This is a genomic window from Planotetraspora sp. A-T 1434 (assembly GCF_025420585.1).
In the GTDB taxonomy this organism is placed as follows: domain Bacteria; phylum Actinomycetota; class Actinomycetes; order Streptosporangiales; family Streptosporangiaceae; genus JAOEGB01.
Genome location: NZ_JAOEGB010000012.1, coordinates 178,628 through 194,653, shown reverse-complemented (window position 1 = coordinate 194,653; position 16,026 = coordinate 178,628). Strand labels below are relative to the sequence as shown.

Annotated in this window: 17 protein-coding genes; 14 read left to right on the top strand and 3 right to left on the bottom strand. The window is 71.1% G+C overall.

Annotated elements, in window-relative coordinates; all coding sequences use genetic code 11:
* Positions 1 to 9 precede the first annotated feature (9 nt).
* The 6 genes from N5079_RS17870 (at position 10) to hemL (ending at position 6,908) form a co-directional block, all read left to right on the top strand.
* Complete coding sequence (locus N5079_RS17870) at positions 10 to 1,317, top strand: glutamyl-tRNA reductase (RefSeq protein WP_261585015.1); 1,308 nt, start codon at positions 10 to 12, stop codon at positions 1,315 to 1,317.
* Entirely contained in the window at positions 1,314 to 2,225 is a 912-nt protein-coding gene (gene hemC / locus N5079_RS17865) for a hydroxymethylbilane synthase (protein WP_261585012.1), read from the top strand. Before N5079_RS17870 ends, hemC begins: the two co-directional genes overlap by 4 nt.
* Positions 2,222 to 3,811 (top strand): uroporphyrinogen-III synthase, encoded by a 1,590-nt coding sequence (locus N5079_RS17860; RefSeq protein WP_261585009.1) that lies wholly within the window; start codon positions 2,222 to 2,224, stop codon positions 3,809 to 3,811. Before hemC ends, N5079_RS17860 begins: the two co-directional genes overlap by 4 nt.
* An 18-nt stretch (positions 3,812 to 3,829) precedes the next feature.
* Positions 3,830 to 4,819 (top strand): porphobilinogen synthase, encoded by a 990-nt coding sequence (gene hemB, locus N5079_RS17855; RefSeq protein WP_261585007.1) that lies wholly within the window; start codon positions 3,830 to 3,832, stop codon positions 4,817 to 4,819.
* 63 nt (positions 4,820 to 4,882) lie between these two features.
* Positions 4,883 to 5,530: a bifunctional DNA primase/polymerase gene (locus N5079_RS17850; RefSeq protein ID WP_261585005.1), complete on the top strand. Its 648-nt coding sequence runs from the start codon at positions 4,883 to 4,885 to the stop codon at positions 5,528 to 5,530.
* 88 nt (positions 5,531 to 5,618) lie between these two features.
* The gene (hemL, locus tag N5079_RS17845; RefSeq protein ID WP_261585004.1) at positions 5,619 to 6,908 is read left to right on the top strand and encodes a glutamate-1-semialdehyde 2,1-aminomutase; all 1,290 of its coding nucleotides are present in this window, start codon (positions 5,619 to 5,621) and stop codon (positions 6,906 to 6,908) included.
* A gap of 102 nt (positions 6,909 to 7,010) precedes the next feature.
* Here the strand turns inward: hemL and N5079_RS17840 are convergent, their stop codons facing one another.
* Positions 7,011 to 7,994, bottom strand: coding sequence for an EamA family transporter (locus tag N5079_RS17840; RefSeq protein ID WP_261585003.1), 984 nt, complete (start codon positions 7,992 to 7,994; stop codon positions 7,011 to 7,013).
* 184 nt (positions 7,995 to 8,178) lie between these two features.
* On the opposite strand from N5079_RS17840, the gene N5079_RS17835 reads away from it, so the two are divergent.
* The 6 genes from N5079_RS17835 to ccsB all read left to right on the top strand — a co-directional run bounded on the left by N5079_RS17835 (position 8,179) and on the right by ccsB (position 13,599).
* Positions 8,179 to 9,087: a LysR family transcriptional regulator gene (locus tag N5079_RS17835; RefSeq protein ID WP_261585000.1), complete on the top strand. Its 909-nt coding sequence runs from the start codon at positions 8,179 to 8,181 to the stop codon at positions 9,085 to 9,087.
* A gap of 12 nt (positions 9,088 to 9,099) precedes the next feature.
* Positions 9,100 to 9,735: a histidine phosphatase family protein gene (locus tag N5079_RS17830; protein WP_261584998.1), complete on the top strand. Its 636-nt coding sequence runs from the start codon at positions 9,100 to 9,102 to the stop codon at positions 9,733 to 9,735.
* A gap of 76 nt (positions 9,736 to 9,811) precedes the next feature.
* Entirely contained in the window at positions 9,812 to 10,378 is a 567-nt protein-coding gene (locus N5079_RS17825; protein WP_261584997.1) for a TlpA family protein disulfide reductase, read from the top strand.
* A complete protein-coding gene (locus tag N5079_RS17820) occupies positions 10,371 to 11,102 on the top strand; it encodes a cytochrome c biogenesis CcdA family protein (protein ID WP_261584996.1) in 732 nt (243 codons plus the stop codon). The genes N5079_RS17825 and N5079_RS17820 overlap by 8 nt, the downstream gene beginning before the upstream one ends.
* Positions 11,102 to 12,643 carry a cytochrome c biogenesis protein ResB gene (locus tag N5079_RS17815; protein WP_261584993.1) on the top strand — a complete coding sequence of 514 codons (1,542 nt, stop codon included), beginning with the start codon at positions 11,102 to 11,104 and terminating at the stop codon, positions 12,641 to 12,643. Before N5079_RS17820 ends, N5079_RS17815 begins: the two co-directional genes overlap by 1 nt.
* Before the next feature lie 2 nt (positions 12,644 to 12,645).
* Entirely contained in the window at positions 12,646 to 13,599 is a 954-nt protein-coding gene (gene ccsB / locus N5079_RS17810) for a c-type cytochrome biogenesis protein CcsB (RefSeq protein ID WP_261584992.1), read from the top strand.
* Positions 13,600 to 13,923: 324 nt separating this feature from the next.
* Here the strand turns inward: ccsB and N5079_RS17805 are convergent, their stop codons facing one another.
* Complete coding sequence (locus N5079_RS17805) at positions 13,924 to 14,247, bottom strand: PLD nuclease N-terminal domain-containing protein (protein ID WP_261584991.1); 324 nt, start codon at positions 14,245 to 14,247, stop codon at positions 13,924 to 13,926.
* A gap of 123 nt (positions 14,248 to 14,370) precedes the next feature.
* Here N5079_RS17805 and N5079_RS17800 point away from each other — a divergent pair, with 123 nt between their 5' ends.
* Positions 14,371 to 15,219 carry a hypothetical protein gene (locus N5079_RS17800; protein WP_261584988.1) on the top strand — a complete coding sequence of 283 codons (849 nt, stop codon included), beginning with the start codon at positions 14,371 to 14,373 and terminating at the stop codon, positions 15,217 to 15,219.
* 9 nt (positions 15,220 to 15,228) lie between these two features.
* On the top strand, positions 15,229 to 15,465 hold the full coding sequence (locus N5079_RS17795; protein WP_261584986.1) for a hypothetical protein: 237 nt from the start codon (positions 15,229 to 15,231) through the stop codon (positions 15,463 to 15,465).
* Between the two features lie 87 nt (positions 15,466 to 15,552).
* Here the strand turns inward: N5079_RS17795 and N5079_RS17790 are convergent, their stop codons facing one another.
* Complete coding sequence (locus N5079_RS17790; RefSeq protein WP_036325312.1) at positions 15,553 to 15,774, bottom strand: BldC family transcriptional regulator; 222 nt, start codon at positions 15,772 to 15,774, stop codon at positions 15,553 to 15,555.
* Positions 15,775 to 16,026: the final 252 nt, after the last annotated feature.

Genomic DNA, 16,026 nt, shown 5'->3' with positions numbered 1-16,026 from the left:
AGTGTGATCATGAGCCTCCTCGTCGTCGGCCTCAGCCACCGCACCGCGCCGGTGGCGCTGCTCGAACGCGTCACGGTCACCGGTGACGCGCTCGCCAAGCTGCTGCACGACGTGTGGCAGGACGAGCACGTCTCCGAGGCGCTGGTCGTCTCCACCTGCAACCGGGTAGAGGTCTACGCCGACGTCGACCGCTTCCACGGCGGCGTGACGGCAGTCACCGGTCTCCTGAGCGCGCACTCCGGCATGCCGCAGGAGCAGCTGGCCCGGCACCTGTACGTGCACTACGAGGACCGCGCGGTCGAGCACCTGTTCGCGGTGGCCTGCGGCCTCGACTCGATGGTCGTCGGCGAGGGCCAGATCCTCGGGCAGATCCGGACGGCGCTGCGTCTGGCCCAGGACGAGGGCACGGCCGGGACGGCGCTCAACGAGCTGGCCCAGCACGCCCTCCGGGTCGGCAAGCGGGCGCACGCCGACACCGACATCGACCGGGCCGGGGCGTCGCTGGTGGGTGAGGGCCTGACGCTGGCCGAGCGGGTGATGGGCCCGATCGCCGGGAAGCGGGCCCTGGTCGTCGGGGCGGGCTCGATGAGCGCGCTGTCGGCCGCGACCCTCTCCCGCGCGGGCGTGACGGACATCGTGATCGCCAACCGCACCCACGAGCGTGCCGTACGGCTGGCCGAGACCGTGGGCGGGCGGGCCGCCGAGCTGGCGGACGTCCCCGCGGAGCTGGCCGAGGCCGACCTGGTGATCTCCTGCATCGGCGCGGGGAACCGAGCGATCACCGCCGAGATGGTGGCGACCGCGATGAACGGCAGGACCGGGCTCTTCCTGCTCGACCTGGCGCTCCCGCACGACGTCGATCCGGGGGTCCGGGCGCTCCCAGGCGTGACGCTGGTCGATCTGGAGTCGATGCAGCAGGCCGGGCTGGGAAGCGACACGGCCGACGGCGGCCGGGCCGAGGCGATCGCCGCGGTCAGGCGGATCGTCGCCGAGGAGGTCACGGCCTACCTGGAAGCGGAGCGGGCGGGCAAGGTGACGCCGACGGTGATCGCGCTGCGGACCAAGGCGGCCGGAGTGGTCGAGTCCGAGATCGGCCGGCTCATGTCACGGCTTCCCGAGCTGGACGGCCGGATGCGCGACGAGGTCACCCAGACCGTCAGGAGGGTCGTGGACAAGCTGCTCCACGAGCCGACCGTGCGGGTGAAGCGGCTGGCCGCCTCCCCGGCGGGCGACCACTACGCCGAGGCGCTCCGTGAGCTCTTCGACCTCGATCCCAAGGCGCCGGACGCCGTCTCCCGGATGGAGATGGACCAGTGAGCGATCCTCTGCGTCTCGGCACGCGCAAGAGCCTGATGGCGACGACCCAGTCGCAGATCGTGGCCGACCGGCTGACCGCCCTCACGGGGCGTGAGGTGCGGCTCGTCGGCGTGACGACCTTCGGCGACGTGACGAAGGCCAATCTCACCCAGCTCGGCGGGACCGGCGTCTTCGTCAGCGAGTTGCGGAACAAGCTGATCGAGGGCGAGATCGACTTCGCGGTCCACTCGCTGAAGGATCTCCCCACGACGCCGGACGAGCGGATCCTGATCGCGGCCATCCCGCCCCGGGACGATCCCCGTGACGCGCTCGTGAGCGCGGCGAAGCTCTCCGATCTTCCGTCCGGCGCGCGGATCGGGACCGGGTCGCCCCGCCGGGTCGCCCAGCTCCGCATGATCAGGCCTGACCTCGACTATGTCCCGATCAGGGGCAACGCGGACACTCGTATCGGCAAGGTAACCTCTGGTGAGCTCGACGGGGTCGTCCTGGCCGCCGCCGGGCTCGGCAGGCTCGGCCGTGACGGTGACATCTCGCAGGTCTTCGAGGTCGACGAGATGCTTCCCGCCCCGGGGCAGGGAGCGCTCGCCCTCGAGTGCCTGGCCGCCCGGACGGACCTGATCGAGCTGCTGAGCGCCGTCGACGATCCGCGCACGCGGGCCGCGGTGACCGCTGAGCGCTCGGTCCTCGCCGCCCTCGAGGCCGGGTGCGCGGCGCCGGTAGGTGCTTTCGCGTCCGGTGACGGGCACATTCTGAATCTGACCGCAACCGTCGTCGCCGTCGACGGGGTCCGGTCGGTGCGCAAGTCCACCTCCGGACCTTCTCCGGCGGCCATGGACCTGGGCCGCGAGCTCGCGGCCGCCATGATCGCCGAAGGGGCCGGCACGTTGATGGGGGAGCAGGCCCATTGAGCTCCGTGAATCACAGTCCACACGCCTGTACCGGGTTCGTCGCATTCGTCGGCGCCGGGCCGGGTGACGAGAACCTGCTCACATTGCGTGGCGCCGACCTGCTGAGCAGGGCCGATGTCGTCGTCCTCGACCGGGAGGCGTACGGCTCGCTGCTGCGCCACTGCCGCCAGGGCGTGGAGGTCGTCGACGTCTCCGCCGACGCGGCGGAGAACTCCGTCTCGCTGCGGACCATCCAGGAGGCGAAGGCCGGGCGGACCGTCGTGCGGCTGTGCCCCGGCGACCCGTCGTTCTTCTCCTCGGTCACCGACGAGGTGACGGCGTGCGCCAAGGCCGACGTCGACTTCGAGATCGTGCCGGGCGTCCCGCCCGCGACGGCCGTGCTGACCTACGCGGGCATCCCGCCGGCGGTGGCCGTGCCGGAGTTCCGGATCGTGGACGCGGCGCAGGTGGAGGACTGGGCGCCGCACGCCGCCTGCCAGGGCACCCTGGTCATCTACAACGGCGTCGCGGACGCCGTGCCGATCTCCAAGGCGCTGATCGCGGCGGGCAAGCCCGACTCGACGCCGGTGGCCGTCACGAGCGACGGCACCACGACCGAGCAGTACACCGTGGTCTCCACGCTGGGCCGGCTCGGCCCCGACCTGAAGCACGCGGGCATGACCGAGCCGGCCGTCATCGTCGTGGGCGAGGCCGTCGGCATGCGCGACCGGCTCTCCTGGTTCGAGACCAAGTCGCTGTTCGGCTGGCGGGTCCTGGTGCCGCGCACGAAGGAGCAGGCTCAGGGCCTGTCGGAGCAGCTCCGCTCCTACGGCGCCGTGCCGGAGGAGGTGCCGACCATCTCGGTCGAGCCACCGCGGACCCCGCAGCAGATGGACCGCGCCATCAAGGGCCTGGTCACCGGCCGCTACGAGTGGGTCGCCTTCACCAGCGCGAACGCGGTCAAGGCCGTGCGCGAGAAGTTCGAGGAGTACGGACTGGACGCGCGGGCGTTCGCCGGGCTCAAGGTCGCCGCGGTGGGCGAGGCCACGTCACGCGCGCTCGTCGAGTTCGGTGTGAAGCCCGACCTCATGCCGACCGGCGAGCAGTCGTCGGAGGGCCTGCTGGCCGAGTGGCCTCCGTACGACTCGATGCTCGACCCGATCAACCGCGTCCTGCTGCCTCGGGCGGATATCGCGACCGAGACGCTGGTCGCGGGGCTCACGCAGCTCGGCTGGGAGTGCGACGACGTCACGGCCTACCGGACGGTCCGGGCGGCGCCCCCGCCCGCCCCGATCCGGGAGGCGATCAAGAGCGGCGGCTTCGACGCGGTGCTGTTCACCTCGTCGTCGACCGTGAGGAACCTCGTCGGCATCGCCGGCAAGCCGCACAACGTCACGGTCATCGCGGTCATCGGCCCGCAGACGGCCAAGACGGCCGAGGAGTTCGGCCTGCGGGTTGACGTGATGGCCGACAAGCCGTCAGCTTCGGCCCTGGCCGCCGCCCTGGCGGACTATGGTGCCAAGCAGCGGCAGGCGGCCCTTTCGGCCGGTGAGGTGCCCCGAAGGCCCTCGCAGACCCGCAGAGGTGCCCGCCGCCGTGTCAAGTGACGCCGGATGGAGACCACAGTGACGATCGCGGAGTTTCCGGCGGCACGGCCGCGCAGGCTGCGCCGTACGGCCCCGCTGCGCCGGATGGTCGCGGGGACGCGGCTGCATCCGGCCGAGCTGATCCTGCCGATGTTCGTCAAGGAGGGCATCGCCGAGCCGCAGCCGGTCGGGTCGATGCCCGGCGTCGTCCAGCACACGCGGGACTCGCTGCGCAAGGCCGCCCACGAGGCGGCCGAGGCGGGAGTGGGCGGCGTCATCCTGTTCGGGGTGCCGGCCCACAAGGACGCCCGGGGGTCCGCCGCCGACGACCCCGAGGGGATCGTGCAGGTCGCCCTGCGGGACCTCGCCTCGGACGTGGGCGACTCCCTGGTCGTGATGTCCGACACCTGCCTGGACGAGTACACCGACCACGGCCACTGCGGTCTTCTGACCGACACCGGCGAGGTGGACAACGACGCCACCCTGGAGCGGTACGCCTCGGCGGCCGTCGCCCAGGCGGCGGCCGGATCGCAGGTCATCGCGCCCAGCGGCATGATGGACGGCCAGGTCGGGGCGATCCGCCAGGCGCTGGACGCCGGCGGCTTCGCCGAGATCCCGATCCTGGCCTACTCGGCGAAGTACGCCTCCGGGTTCTACGGGCCCTTCCGCGAGGCCGCCGAGTGCGCGCCGCAGTTCGGCGACCGCAACGCGTACCAGCAGGACCCGGCCGGGCCGGTCGGCGAGGCGCTGCGCGAGGTGCGGCTCGACCTGGCCGAGGGCGCGGACGCCGTGATGGTCAAGCCCGCCCTGGCCTATCTGGACATCCTCCGCCAGGTCCGCGACCTGGTCGAGGTGCCGGTCGCGGCCTACCAGGTGAGCGGCGAGTACGCGATGGTCGAGGCGGCCGCGGCGAACGGCTGGATCGACCGGGAGCGGGTCATCATGGAGTCACTCATCGCCATCCGCCGCGCCGGGGCCGACATGATCCTGACCTACTGGGCCACGGAGGTCGCCCGCCGACTATCCTGACCATTCATCGCGGAGGCATCGCGGGAGGCATCGCTAGGCACGTTCCTTGTGGGGAGGAGCACCATGGTCGGGGTACCGCTGGCCCGTCGCACGAAACGGCGTGCGCACCGGGCGGCGCCACGGAAGATCTCTTCGGTGCTGGAGTACGCCCAGCTCGGGTGGGCGAGCTGTATGGGCGCCCATCCGCTGGCCGAGGGAGGGCGCGCGTGCTCCTGCGACCGGGTCGGGTGTCCGGAGCCGGGAATGCACCCGGTCTCGCCCGCCTGGCAGATGCAGGCCACGACGGACTCGGCCCTCCTGACGCGGTGGTGGGAGCAGGAGCCCGACGCCAACGTGATCCTGCCCACCGGCAGGGTGTTCGACGTGTTCGACGTACAAGCCTCCGCGGGGACGCCCGCGCTGGCCGCGATGGACGCAGCAGGCTTCGAAACGGGCCCGGTCGCCGTGAACGGCGACCGGGTCCTTTTTTATGTCGCCACGCGGGGCGCGCCGGAGGACGAGGACGAGTGGTGGTCCTGCCACCTCGACGCCGGCCCCGAGACCATCGACGAGACGCCCGGCCTGCGCTGGCACTGCCGCGAGAGCTACGTCCTGGCGCCGCCGTCCACGCTGGCCACCGGCGGCGCCGTGAGCTGGCTCCGCCCGCCGGACGGCCGCCCGCTGCCCGACCCGCTCCGCGTCCTCGACCTGCTGGCCGACTTCTGCGAGTGATCCCGCCCCCACCAGACCCCGCCCCCACCAGACCCCGCCCACCAGATCCGGTACGGCTGCCGCACCCCCGGGCCCGTAATCTGGGGACGTGACTCGTACGCAGACCTCCGAGGACCTGTTCGCCCGCGCCCGTGAGATCGTTCCGGGCGGCGTCAACTCGCCGGTGCGCGCCTTCGGCGCCGTGGGCGGCACGCCCCGGTTCATGGCCTCCGGCGACGGGCCGTACGTCACGGACGTCGACGGAAACCGGTACGTGGACCTGGTGTGCTCATGGGGCCCGATGATCCTCGGCCACCGCCACCCCGCCGTCGTGGCGGCCGTGGAGGAGGCCGTCTCCCGCGGGTTCTCGTTCGGCACCGCGACCGAGGGCGAGGTCCTGCTCGCCGAGGAGATCGTCTCCCGGGTCGAGCCGGTGGAGAAGGTCCGCCTGGTCAGCTCCGGCACCGAGGCCACGATGTCGGCCGTACGGCTGGCCCGCGGCTTCACCGGCCGGTCGAAGATCGTGAAGTTCGCCGGCTGCTACCACGGGCACGTGGACGCGCTGCTCGCCTCCGCGGGCTCGGGAGTGGTCACGTTCGGCCTGCCGGACACCCCCGGAGTCACTGGGGCGTCCGCCGCCGACACGATCGTCCTGCCGTACAACTCGGTCGAGGCGGTCGAGGAGGCGTTCCGGTCGTTCGAGATCGCCTGCGTGATCACGGAGGCCTGCCCGGCGAACATGGGCGTGGTGCCCCCGGCCGAGGGCTTCAACCAGCGCCTGCGCGAGCTGTGCACGGAGAACGGCGCTCTGCTGATCATGGACGAGGTGCTGACGGGCTTCCGGGTGTCCGCGGAGGGCTGGTACGGCATCGACCCCGTCGAGGCCGACCTGATGACCTTCGGCAAGGTCATGGGCGGCGGGCTGCCCGCCGCAGCGTTCGGCGGCCGGGCCGACGTGATGGCCGCCCTCGCGCCGGAAGGGCCCGTCTACCAGGCCGGCACGCTGTCCGGGAACCCGCTGGCCTGCGCGGCCGGGCTGGCCACGCTGCGGGCCTGCGACGACGACGTGTACGACAGGGTGGACGCGGCGGCGCTGGTGATCGGCCGGGCCGCCTCCGACGCGCTGGCCGCCGCGGGCGTCCCCCACCGGCTCCAGCGGGCCGGGAGCCTCTTCTCGATCTTCTTCACGGATGGGCCGGTCACCGATTTCACCTCGGCGCAGACCCAGAACACCGGCGCCTACCGGGCGTTCTTCCACAGCATGCTCGACCAGGGGGTCTACCTGCCGCCGTCGGCCTACGAGGCGTGGTTCCTGTCGTCGGCCCACGACGACGAGGCGCTCACCCGCGTCGCCGAGGCGCTCCCTCTCGCCGCCAAAGCCGCCGCCCAAGCCAGTTAAAAACGCGGCCGGGCTAACCGAGCAGGGCCGGCCAGTACTCCAGCGCGCTGCTCACGTCGCTCACCGCGGCATCGTCCCCGCTACTCTCCGTGGCCATCCCGCTCACCTCGGGGCGCTTTGTCCGTTCTCTCTCACGAGGACGGGAAGGTCGCCGGGCTGCCGGAGGGCGCGGCGGGCTCGGGCCTGTACGGCCAGCGTCCGGAGGTAGCCCGGCTCGGCGGCCGGGGCGAGAGCCGTACGAGGACGTGAGTTGGCGTACAGCAGACCGGACAGGATGAGGGCGCCGGCGGCGACGGTGAGCCAGGAGATCCGCTCGCCCGCCACCAGGGCAGCCGACGACAGGCCGAAGACCGGCACCAGCAGGGCGTACGGCGCGACAACGGAGGCGTCGTAGCGGGTGAGCAGCCAGCCCCACACGCCGTATCCGCCCAGGGTGGAGACGAGGCCGGTGAACAGCACGGCGCCCACGCCCTCGGCGCTGAACACGGCCAGCGACGACGGCCCGTCGGCGACCAGTGCCAGCCCCAGGAGCGGGACCGACGACACGGCGCTCACCCAGACCATGAAGCGCAGCGCGTCGGGCGGCGCCGCCTTCCGCATGGCGATGTTGCCGAGGCCCCACCCGGCCGCCGCGCCGACGCAGAGCAGGAACGCGCCGAACGGGATCGCGCTCGAGCGTGCTACCACGCCGATGGCGATCACCCCGAGACCGCCGAACGCGAGGGCCATGCCCGCCACACGGCGGCGGCTGAGGCGCTCGCGCAGCAGTGGGATCGCGAAGAGGGCGGTGAAGACCGCCTGGACCTGGATCACCAGTGAGGACAGCCCGGCCGGCATGCCGGCGCGCATGCCCACGAGGAGCAGGCCAAACTGCGCCACGCCGAGCGACGCGCCGGTGGCGAGCACCCACCGCCACGGCACGCGCGGCGATCCGATGACGAGCACCGCGGGGAAGGCGGCCACGAGGAACCGGAGCGCCGCGTACATCAGCGGCGGATAGTGCTTCAGCCCCGCCTGCATGACGACGAAGTTGAAGCCCCAGACGGCGGCGAGGCCGATGCTCAGGGCGAGGTGGCGGGGTCGCATCAGCGGGAGGAGGTGCTCTGCCTGTTTCGTCTCTGGCGGGCGTCGGCTGCGAGCGCCTCGAGGTAGGACGGACGGGTGGGCTTAGTGAAGAGCTTGTTCAGGATTCGCATGCCCATATCGTTTCACTGCTTAACAGTTGAGGACAAGCAAGATTTTCTAAGCTGCACGGTTTAAACTGGCTTACATGTTGGATCTCCACCGGCTGAAGGCACTGCACGCGGTGGCCGTCTACGGATCCGTGGGCGCGGCCGCCGAGGCACTGATGGTCACCCCGTCCGCCATCTCCCAGCAGCTCGCCAAGCTCGAACGCGAGACGGGCACAGTCCTGGTCGAGCGCAACGGCCGGGGGGTGAAGCTCACCGACGCGGCGGGGCTGCTCGCCGAGCACGCGGAGAAGATCCTCGCGCTGGTCGAGACCGCGGAGGCCGACTTCGAGGCGCTGCGGGGCGCCGTGGTGGGCAGGCTCACCATGGCGGCCTTCCCGACGGCGGCGCGCGGCATCCTGCCCCAGGCGCTTTCGGTGCTGAAGAAGCACCATCCCGACCTCGATCTACTGATCTACGAGCGCGAGCCGGAACGGCAGCTCCGCGAGGTGTCCCGGGGGGAGATCGACCTCGCCGTGGTGCAGGACTGGCTGAACCGGCCCATGGCACTGCCCGACGGCCTCTCCCGCGTGGCGCTGCTGGACGACATAGCCGACGTCATCGTGCCGGTCGGCCACCCGCTGGCGGGCCGGGAGAAGGTCGAGCTCGCCGACCTCCCCGGTGACAGCTGGATCGCCTCGACGCCGGGCACCGTGTGCAACGACTTTCTACTGTTCCTGCTCCGCTCGGTCGAGAAGGAGCCGGAGATCGTCTGCATGGCGGACGAGTATCCGACCCACCTCGCTCTGGTCGCGGCCGGCCACGGATGCGCGCTCGTCCCTCGACTCGGCCGGGGACCGCTGCCCGAGGGCGTCGACGCGGTGCCCATCGAGCCTCCGCCCGTGCGGCGGCTCTACGCCGTCTGGCGGACCGACGCCGCCCGCCGTCCCGCGATTCGCGCCGCCGTCGACGCGTTGCGGACCGCGTGCGAGGGCCTGGACGCCGGGTAGGCTGTCGAGGCCATGACTGAGACGACCGTCGTCCACCTCCTCCGCCACGGTGAGGTCCACAACCCCTCCGGGATCCTGTACGGCAGGCTGCCGGGCTACCACCTGTCCGAAAACGGCAGGCAGATGGCCGAGGTGGTCGCCAAGGCCATCGGGGGCAGGGACATCGTCGCCGTCTGGAGCTCACCGATGGAGCGGGCGCAGGAGACGGCCGCGCCGTCCGCCCAGGCGCTGAACCTGGAGGTCACGCTCGACGAGCGGCTGATGGAGGCGTCCAACGTCTTCGAGGGCATGCGGGTCGCCGGCGACGGCGTGTTCCGCGACCCCCGCTACTACCGGCACTTCAGGAACCCGTTCCGGCCGTCCTGGGGCGAGCCGTACACCGAGGTCGTCGCCCGCATGAAGTCGGTCGTGGACGACGCGCGGGAGCGGGCGCGCGGTCACGAGGCACTGCTGGTCAGCCACCAGCTGCCCATCTGGGTTCTCCGCCTGGCGGCCGAGGGCAGGCGCCTGTGGCACGACCCGCGCCGCCGCCAGTGCGCGCTGGCCAGCCTCACCAGCTTCACGTTCGAGGGCGACCGCCTCAGCAGCGTCGGCTACAGCGAGCCGGCCGGCGCGCTCCTCAAGGGCAATCCCGTTCCCGGGGCATGACCCGCTGGCCGGGGCACCCCGCGTGCTCGGTAGGCTTACAGCTCTACCGGTTGTAGTACAAGGAGATCCTCCTCCCGTGTCCGCCAAGAGCCTGTCCGTGATCGTCGCTCTGGCCGTGACAGCCCTCGCGGGCTGCGCGGGCGGTCAGGCGTCCCAGCCCCGATCCGGCGACACGAGGTTCGTGCCGGGGGACGGCAGGGTCGAGCTCTTCGGGGCCGGCGCCCGCCAGAAGGCGCCCGCGATCGAGGGCGCGACCCTCGACGGCGGCACGGCCAAGCTTGCCTCCGGCAAGGTCTACGTGCTCAACTTCTGGGCTTCGTGGTGCGCCCCCTGCCGGGCCGAGGCCCCGGTGCTCAAGGACATCGCGGCCAAGACCCGCGCAAAGGGCGTCGAGTTCGTCGGCGTCAACTTCAAGGACCTCCAGGCGTCCGCCCAGGCCTTCGACCGCACGGTCCAGCCGGGCTACCCGAGCATCTACGACAAGACCGGCAAGGTCCTGCTCGCGTTCCAGGGGACCGTCCCTCCGGCGGCCATCCCCTCCACGCTGATCATCGACGATCGGGGCCGGATCGCCGCCCGCGCGCTGGGTGAGGTCAAGTACAACGACCTTCTCGACGCGGTCACCAAGGTGAGCGATGAGTGACCTCGGCGCCACGGTCGCGACCGGATCGCTGCTGGTCGCCCTCCCGATCGCGCTGGCGGCCGGGCTGGTGTCGTTCCTGTCTCCCTGCGTGCTCCCGCTGGTGCCGGGCTACCTGTCGTACGTGACGGGCATGAGCGGCGATCCGAAGCGCGGCCGGATGATCCTGGGCAGCGCCCTGTTCGTCCTCGGTTTCGCCGCCGTGTTCGTGCTGGGCGGAGCGCTGTTCGGCGGCCTCGGAGGCGTCCTGCTCGGCAACGCCGGCATGATCACCCGCGTGCTGGGGGTCGTCACGATCGTCCTCGGCCTCGCGTTCATCGGCCTCATCCCCGGCCTCCAGCGTGACGTGCGGTTCCACCGGCTCCCGGCGGCGGGGCTCGCGGGCGCGCCGCTGCTCGGGGTGGTCTTCGGGCTCGGCTGGACGCCCTGCATCGGCCCCACGCTGGCCGTCGTCCTCACACTCTCGGTCGACCAGGGCAGCGCCGCCCGCGGGGCCGTCCTCGCCTTCGCGTACGCCCTCGGCCTCGGCCTGCCGTTCGTGCTCGCCGGGCTGGCCTACCGGAAGGCGCTCCACGCGTTCGCCGCGGTGCGCCGCCACACCCCGCTCGTCACCCGCGTCGGCGGCGCCATGCTCGTCGGCGTGGGCCTGCTGCTCGTGACCGGGCTCTGGGGCGATCTGATCGCCGGGCTGCAGGGCTGGGTCGGCGGATTCGAGCCGGTGATCTGATGACGGCGCCCCACGACACCGTCGAGGTCGCTCCGGATCCCGTGCGCCCGGCGGGGCTCGGGCCCGTGGGCTGGCTGCGGTGGGCCTGGCGGACACTGACCTCGATGCGGACGGCGCTGATCCTGCTGTTCCTGTTCGCGCTCGGCTCGGTGCCGGGCTCGCTCTACCCGCAGCGCGGCGTCGACCCGGCCAGGGTCGCGCAGTATTACGCCAACAGCCCCACCGAGGCCAAGTGGCTGGACCGGTTCTGGCTGTTCGACGTGTTCACGTCGCCCTGGTTCGCGGCCATCTACCTGCTGCTGTTCGTCTCGCTGGCGGGATGCGTGCTGCCCCGGGCGCTCGTCCACCTCAAGGAGATCCGCCGCGACCCGCCGGCCGCGCCGCGCAACCTCCTGCGTCTGCCGCACGGCGAGTCGTTCGAGAGCGGCCTCACGGTCGAGGAGGCGGCGGCGAAGCTCCGGAAGAGGCGGTTCCGCGTCGTCACGGGGCCGGACTGGGTCGCCGCCGAGAAGGGCTACCTGCGGGAGACCGGCAACCTGCTCTTCCACATCGCGCTCCTCGTGCTGCTCTTCGCGGTCGGCGCCGGCGGCCTGTACGGCTACCGCGGCAACGTGCTCGTGGTCGAAGGGGACGGCTTCGCCAACGCCGTCGCCGCGTACGACCGGTTCATGCCGGGCCAGCGGGTGACGGCCGAGTCGCTCGAGCCGTTCTCGTTCACGCTCGAGGACTTCCGTGCCACCTATGTCGCCGCCGGGGCCAAGCAGGGCCAGCCGCTCGACTACAGCGCCAAACTCACGGTCCAGGACTCGCCCACGTCCGCCCCGCGCGACTTCGACCTCAAGGTCAACGACCCGCTCGACGTGAACGGCACGCTGACCTACCTCATCGGCCACGGGTACGCTCCGACGTTCAAGGTCATCGACGGCAAGGGGCAGGTGGCCTTCGACGGGCCGGTGCCCTGCCTCGCCAACGACCAGGCGACCTACACCTCCGAATGCGTGATCAAGGTGCCCGACGCGCAGCCGGTGCAGCTCGGGTTCCTCGCGCGCTTCCTGCCCACCACGGTCCCGAACGGCGGCGCCTGGGTGTCCGTCTTCCCCGGCGCGGTCAACCCGACGGTCCAGGTCTTCCCGTTCTCCGGCGATCTCGGCCTGAAGAACGGGCGGCCGCAGTCGGTCTACCAGCTCAACACCGACCACCTGAAGCCGCTCGGCACGATGTCGGCCCAGCCCGCACCGCTCAACGTGGGCGACACCCGCGAGCTTGCCGACGGCGCGGGGAAGATCCAGTTCACCGGCGTCAAGGAGTGGATCAGCCTCCAGACGACCTACGACCCCGGCCGGTTGCCCGCCCTGCTCGCGGCGGCCGCGGCGGTGATCGGCCTCGTGCTGTCCCTGACCATCCGCCGCCGCAGGGTCTGGGTCCGGATAAAGGACCGGCAGGTCACGGTGGGAGGATTGACCCGCACGGAGGGCGGCGGCGAGAGCTTCTCCGAGGAGTTCTCCGAGATCGTCACCACGCTTCGCCCGGACGAGGAGTAGGGATGCCTGCCCAGGTCAACGAGGGACTCGCCACGCTGAGCGACCAGCTCATCCTGGCGACCGTCCTGCTCTATCTCGCCGCCATGATCGGTTATGCGCTGGAGCTGGCCTTCGGCCGGGTCCGTACGGCGGCCGCCGCCCCCAAGCGGGAGCTGGTCTCCGTCGGCGCCGGCGGGGGGGACGTCCTTCCGGAGAGCCGCACCGAGCCGGAGGCGGGGCCGGCGCCGTGGGCGGTCAAGGCCGGGGGCGTCGCGGTCGTCCTCTCGTGGATCGCGTGGGCGGGCAACCTCGCCGGCATCCTCACCCGCGGCCTCGCGGTGGACCGGTGGCCGTGGGGCAACATGTACGAGTTCGTGGTGGCGATCTGCTTCGCCGCCGCCACCGCCTTCCTCGTGCTGCTGACCCGGCAGCCGATCCGCTTCCTCGGCGCGTTCGTCACCCTGACGGCCGCCCTGGGGCTGGGCTTCGCGGTGCTCTTCCTGCACGTCCAGGCCGGTCCGGTGATGCCCGCGCTGCACTCCTATTGGATCGCCATCCACGTGACGGCCGCCATCGTCTCCAGCGGGCTGTTCATCCTGGCCGGCGTCTGCGCCATCCTCTACCTGATCAGGAAGGACGGGCGGCCGTCGGTCCTGCCGTCACGCGCCGACCTGGAGCGCATCGCGCACCGGGCGATCGTGATCTCCTTCCCGATCTGGACGTTCGCCGTCATCGCCGGAGCCCTGTGGGCCGACCGCGCGTGGGGCCGCTACTGGGGCTGGGACCCGAAGGAGGTCTGGGCCTTCGTGACCTGGGTCGCGTACGCCGCCTACCTCCACGCGCGGGCCACCGCCGGATGGCGCGGCAAGGCCGCCATCATCGTGTCGCTGGTCGCGTTCGGCTGCCTGCTCTTCAACCTGATCGGTGTGAACGTCTTCATCAGCGGTCTCCACTCCTACGCCGACGTCCCTCACTAACCCCACCCCCGGGTGATCACCCCCCCACCCCTCCCCGGCGTGATCATGCACAGGTTCCCGCGTTCGGCTCTCTCCTGCCACAACACTGATCGTGATCATGCACAGGTTCCTGTGGAAGGACTCTGAAGAGCGTGAACGATGTCCGTGATCATGCAGGGCCGTCAGGGCGTACGGCGCGGGCGAGCTGCATGATCGCTGATGAGGTTCTCCCTGTTCAGTGCCGCACTCAAGGAATCCGTGCATGATCACGCACAAGAGGGTGCCAGCTCCGAGCGCGTCCCTGGGAATCTCTGCATGATCACGCCGAGGGGGAGGGGGGAGGGGTTAGTCGTCGTCGCGGAGGCGGCGCTCCAGGTGGCGGAGGAACTCGGGGTCGTCGTCGGGCCCCCGGGGGACGCCGCCCCGGGGGGCGTCTTGCCGCGTTCCAAACGCCCCCTGCGGGCCGTACGGCCCGGCCGTGGACCCAGGGGCCCGGGGGCGGCCGAAGAGGAACCAGAACACGCCTCCGATGGCGGCGAGGAACACCACGATGAGGATCCACAGCAGCTTCGGGAGGTTCCGGATCACCGGATCCGGGGTCGTGATCACGTCGAACAGGCAGTAAAGCCAGAAGGCCAGCAGCGCCAGACCGAGAATCACGCTAGGCATGCCCACACGGTAAGCCATATCTCCTTGTGATCGTGTTTGCGGGGTGATAGCCGTACATGATTCCGGGTGACGCGGCCAGGCGGGCAACGTACGGTGGACCGGTAGAAACTCAGGCGCGAGGGCATGAGGGGTGCGATGGCGGAGCCGGGCGACAGGGGCCGCCACCGGCGAGGGTCGCGGTGGTGGCAGCGCGGGCCGTACGTCTCGTCGCATCGCGAAACGGAAGAGCGGTGGCCCGAGCGGTCCGTGGAGCGGGTGCACGCGGTGACCGCGCCAGTGGTGGACGACCGGCCGCAGTACACGTGGCGGGATTTCGAGCTGGACGACCAGCCCGCGCGGGCGGAGCCGCACCGGCCGGACGTGCCCGACCTGCGAGACGGACGCAGGCACTGCGGGCCGCTTGAGCGGGTCCTCTACCGCCAGTGGGACGCGATGGACGGTCCTCCTTCGGCCGACGCGGTGCGCGCGGTGGACAGCCTCGCCAGGTTGCCCGAGAAGCTCAAGGCCAAGCTGGCCATCGGGCTCGACGGCATCTATATCGGCCGCGGGGGCGTCCCCGACCTGGACGACATGGGCTACCTGCGCGGAGCGCCGCTGCCGTCGGGACGCGCGACCTGGGACATCTGCGCCGGCGCGTACGGCGACCGCAAGATCGTGGTGGGGGACCGCCCCTCTCCGACGCCGGACGTGATGATGCACGAAGTCGGACATGCGCTGGACGACGTGGACGCGAGTCCGGGAGAGTGGGTGTCGGACTCTCCCGAGTTCGCCGCGCTCTACGAGGAATGCCGGCCGCTGTTCGTCTCGGCGTTCCACCGGCAGCCCGGCGGCCTCGGGCGCAAGGAGTTCTTCGCCGACGCGTTCGCGGCGATCGCGTCCCGGCAGCGTCCGGCACTGGTCGACATGCTGGGCGGGGACACGCGGACGGCGCTGAACGTCATGCTGTTCTTCAACCGGCGCTACGGAATCTAGGTGGTCTGGATGTACGTGATCCGGCTCGGTGACGGGACACTCCGCGTGCCCCAATCACTGACCAGCGATGACGGGCGCCTGATCGGCAACGCGTACATGGAGATCGCCCCCGGTGAGCCGGACTACGACCGCTGGGCGGCTGAGTCGATCACCGAAGAGGAGGAGGCCGAGCGGCGGCGCCGGTGGCGCGAGGAGAACGACGAGCTGGAGCGCGAGTTCCTGGCCTTCAAGGCCGAGCAGGACTGAACTCGGGCGTGTTCAGACTCGGGGCTGACTCGGGTGACCCTGCGCTATCGGGGTAGCGCGCAGGATCACCTGGTGCTGGTACGTGCGTCAGACTCGCGGTGAGTCGCCGTTCGGCCGGTCGGCCGTAAGGACGTCCTCTCCGCGAAGAAGGGCGTGCACTTCCGACTCGCGGAACCGCCTGTGCCCTCCGGGGGTACGGATGCTGCTGATTCGCCCCGCCGCGGCCCAGCGTGTCACGGTCTTCGGGTCGACCCGGAAGAGGGCGGCAACCTCTCCAGGGGTCAGCAGTCGCTCGCTGCTACTCTCCACAATCTCTCCCCCTCGCGTCCCGCGTCCTGCAGCGGGCGGACAGGTAACCAGTGTGCCGAGCGAAGCCTGATTTATCCGTGGTTTTCATAGAAGATCACGGGTTGTTACCGGCTCAATGCCCGATTGTTATATGATAGAGCCTCTTTGGGGCGCTCATGGGTGTTTCTTTACTAAAGCGCCTTGTTGTGAACACTAGCAGTGCTCGCACCAGATGCGAAGACAGACCGACATCTCGTGAGGGTGACGTAACCT

Excerpts from the sequence above, each read along its gene's own strand:
- N5079_RS17870 (WP_261585015.1), top strand. The coding sequence starts at position 10 with ATGAGCCTCCTCGTCGTCGGCCTCAGCCACCGCACCGCGCCGGTGGCG.
- N5079_RS17850 (WP_261585005.1), top strand. The coding sequence starts at position 4,883 with ATGGTCGGGGTACCGCTGGCCCGTCGCACGAAACGGCGTGCGCACCGG.
- N5079_RS17840 (WP_261585003.1), bottom strand. The coding sequence starts at position 7,994 with ATGCGACCCCGCCACCTCGCCCTGAGCATCGGCCTCGCCGCCGTCTGG.
- N5079_RS17835 (WP_261585000.1), top strand. The coding sequence starts at position 8,179 with ATGTTGGATCTCCACCGGCTGAAGGCACTGCACGCGGTGGCCGTCTAC.
- N5079_RS17830 (WP_261584998.1), top strand. The coding sequence starts at position 9,100 with ATGACTGAGACGACCGTCGTCCACCTCCTCCGCCACGGTGAGGTCCAC.
- N5079_RS17820 (WP_261584996.1), top strand. The coding sequence starts at position 10,371 with ATGAGTGACCTCGGCGCCACGGTCGCGACCGGATCGCTGCTGGTCGCC.
- N5079_RS17815 (WP_261584993.1), top strand. The coding sequence starts at position 11,102 with ATGACGGCGCCCCACGACACCGTCGAGGTCGCTCCGGATCCCGTGCGC.
- ccsB (WP_261584992.1), top strand. The coding sequence starts at position 12,646 with ATGCCTGCCCAGGTCAACGAGGGACTCGCCACGCTGAGCGACCAGCTC.
- N5079_RS17805 (WP_261584991.1), bottom strand. The coding sequence starts at position 14,247 with ATGCCTAGCGTGATTCTCGGTCTGGCGCTGCTGGCCTTCTGGCTTTAC.
- N5079_RS17800 (WP_261584988.1), top strand. The coding sequence starts at position 14,371 with ATGAGGGGTGCGATGGCGGAGCCGGGCGACAGGGGCCGCCACCGGCGA.
- N5079_RS17795 (WP_261584986.1), top strand. The coding sequence starts at position 15,229 with ATGTACGTGATCCGGCTCGGTGACGGGACACTCCGCGTGCCCCAATCA.